We start from the raw sequence: 2,985 nt of genomic DNA on the forward strand, positions 1-2,985 counted from the left end.
TGCTATGAGCCTTGGCTCTCAAGGCCATTTTCTTTGGGTTACTTTTCTTTTGGGCCAGCAAAAGAAAAGTGACTCGAGCGCCGGCAGGGGATCGAAACGCCCGCCGCGTAGGCGGCACTCTCGCGGAAGCGGAGCTACCGAAGGCAACCTGTCATCACAAGAGCAATAAACGTGCAGACCGACGCGAAAGGCTGGTCGCGCACAGGGTGCGCTCCTACAGATGCGGTGGGCGCTAGGCGCGTGACACGCGTTCCCCTCGCAGTCGTCGCGCCAGCGCCCTCACCCCCCTCAAGATCTTCGGCACCAACCACAACAGGAACAGCACGAAGATCCCCAGCAACACGAGAAACACTGCCGGGTGCTGCCACATCAGGTACATGCCGCCAAGCCAAGAGATGTCTTCGCCCGCGCTGGCGCCCCAGTTGCTGAAGGGTTCGGGTGAGGTGTTGATCAGCGCGCGACCGCCGGTCTTCGCCAGATGCGTGCCGGAGGCCATCGCGCCGCCAAGCAGTGCGGCCGCGAACTGCGCGCCGGCGCCGGAGTCGCGGAACACGCCCCATGCCAACAGCGCGCCCGCGGGAACGCGGACGAAGGTGTGGATGGCATCCCACACGCTGTCGAACGCGGGCACCTTGTCGGCGACGAATTCGCCGATCGCCAGCACGCCGGACGTCACCAGCACCCAGGTGTCGGTGAGCATGTTCAGGCCTTCGGGCAGGTGCACATAGCCGAGCCGCCCGAGCAGGCCGGCGATGAAGACCGTGGCGTAGAGGCGGAAGCCGCTGGCCCATGAGAGGCCGCCGGCCAACGCGAGGTTTTGCAGCATGTCCATGAGCCGTCCCTCGTCCGCGGGGCTGCCCAAGCATGCGCGCCGGGTGCTGCCAGCCACAAGCGCGAACCTGACCCATGACTTTCGGCGATGCCGCCCACGCGTCCGGGCTGTCATCCTGCGGGTTTGATCAGAACAGGGACCCGCCCCACATGACGACACCGCGCCTGCTCTCCCTCGCCCTGTGCGCTGCACTCGCCTCCTTCGCCCACGCGGACGACGCCAAGCCCGCCACGCAGCCGCCGCTCAGCGAGCAGACGGTACGTTCCGGCGGCGCCATGCCCGCGGAGCAGGCGCGGCTGCACTTCGACCATGCGGAGCTGCATTTCGGCGTCGACATCGAACAGCAGAGCCTGGACGCGACGGCGAAGCTCACCTTCAGTGCGCGTGAAGCCACCGATGTGCTGCTGCTCGACCTGGACCACAACTATGCGATCAGCCGCGTGTCGGTGGATGGCAGGGCGCTCAAGGCGGACCAGTGGAGCAATCCGGAGGGACGCCTGAGCATCCATCTGCCCAAGCCGCTGGCCAAGGGCGCCAAGACCACGGTGGAGATCCACTACGGCGGCAAGCCGCACGTGGCGAAGAAGGCGCCGTGGGACGGCGGCTTCGTGTGGTCGAAGACCGAAGATGGCCAGCCGTGGATCGCGTCCGCGGTGGAAGGCGAAGGCTGCGACCTGTTCTGGCCGTGCATCGATCATCCGATGGGCAAGCCGGACCTGGTCGATACCTATGTCACCGTGCCGAAGTCGCTGGCGGCGCCGGGCAACGGCGTGCTGGTGGACATCAAGGAGCACGGCGCCACGCACACCTATCACTGGCGCGCGAAGCACCCGACCACCTACGCGATCTCGATCAACATTGGTCCGTTCGATGTGGTGAAGGGCGACTACCACAGCCGTTACGGCAACACGATCCCGATGCAGATGTGGTACCTGCGCGGCCATGAGGCGCAGGCCAGGCAGCTGTTCAGCGAGTTCCCGCGCATGCTCGATTTCTTCGAGCAGGAGATCGGCCCCTACCCGTTCGGCGACGAGAAGATGGGCGTGGTGGAAACGCCGCACTTAGGCATGGAGCACCAGACCATCAACGCCTACGGCAACGGTTATCAGCGCAGCCAATACGGCTTCGACTGGCTGCTGCAGCATGAGTTTTCGCACGAGTGGTTCGGCAACCAGGTGACCAACGCCGACTGGGACGACATGTGGATCCATGAGGGCTTCGGCACCTACATGCAGCCGCTTTACGGCCAGTACCTGTATGGCGACATGCCGTACTTCTCGATGCTGCAGGACGAGCGCTCGATGGTGCGCAACGCCTTCCCCATCGTGGCCGGCCGCAGCCAGTTCGAGCACGAGGTGTACGACGCCGAGCACGGCCCGGGCAACGACATCTACTACAAAGGCTCGCTGATGCTGCACACGCTGCGCCAGCTGATCGGCGACCAGGCGTTCTTCGACAGCACGCGCCGGCTGGTGTATGGCCGTCCGGACCCCAAGCCGGGCAACTTCACCCCGCACTACGCGACCACGCGCGAATACATCGACATCGTGAACCAGGTGACCGGTCGCGACATGCGCTGGTTCTTCGACGCGTACCTGTACGAATCCGCGCTGCCGAAGCTGGAGACGCGCCAGGACGGCAACGCGCTGCGCCTGCATTGGCAGGTGCCGCACGACAAGCCGTTCCCGATGCCGGTGGAGGTGCAGGTGGGCGACAAGCTGGTGACGCTGCCGATGACCGATGGCAACGGCAGCGTGGAGGCGCCGGCTGGCACGCTGGTGATCGTCGATCCGCGAACGAAGGTGCTGCGCGACATGCCGCACTTCAATGAATACCAGCAGTGGAAGAAGGAACAGGCGGCGAAGAAGGCGAAGGCGGCGAAGTAGGCGTCGCCCTCGTCTTCTTTTCCTTTTTGTAGGAGCGCACCCTGTGCGCGACAGCCTTTCGCGATGGGCGGCATGGTTGTTTTTGAGATTGGGTTATTGCCTTCGGTAGCTCCGCTGCCGCGAGCATGCCGCCTACGCGGCGGGCGTTTCGATCCCCTGCCGGCGCTCGAGTCACTTTTCTTTTGCTGGCCCAAAAGAAAAGTAACCCAAAGAAAATGGCCTTCAGAGCCAAGGCTCATAGCGATATGCGGGATAGGAGCGTCGGAC

Annotated in this window: 2 protein-coding genes; one reads left to right on the forward strand and one right to left on the reverse strand. The window is 64.4% G+C overall.

The features are described from left to right. Window positions 1–232: 232 nt before the first annotated feature. On the reverse strand, window positions 233–832 hold the full coding sequence (locus tag JMF82_RS21735) for a DUF4126 domain-containing protein (protein ID WP_201316607.1): 600 nt from the start codon (window positions 830–832) through the stop codon (window positions 233–235). Window positions 833–981: 149 nt separating this feature from the next. Between JMF82_RS21735 and JMF82_RS21740 the strand changes: the two genes are divergently transcribed. Beyond that, on the forward strand, window positions 982–2,718 hold the full coding sequence (locus JMF82_RS21740; protein ID WP_201316608.1) for a M1 family metallopeptidase: 1,737 nt from the start codon (window positions 982–984) through the stop codon (window positions 2,716–2,718). Window positions 2,719–2,985 lie beyond the last annotated feature (267 nt).

Origin of the sequence: Dyella sp. EPa41 (assembly GCF_016586165.1) — a bacterium.
Lineage (GTDB): Bacteria > Pseudomonadota > Gammaproteobacteria > Xanthomonadales > Rhodanobacteraceae > Dyella.

Bases quoted from the DNA above. Each gene is read 5' to 3' on its own strand.
- JMF82_RS21735 (WP_201316607.1), bottom strand. From the start codon at position 832: ATGGACATGCTGCAAAACCTCGCGTTGGCCGGCGGCCTCTCATGGGCC.
- JMF82_RS21740 (WP_201316608.1), top strand. From the start codon at position 982: ATGACGACACCGCGCCTGCTCTCCCTCGCCCTGTGCGCTGCACTCGCC.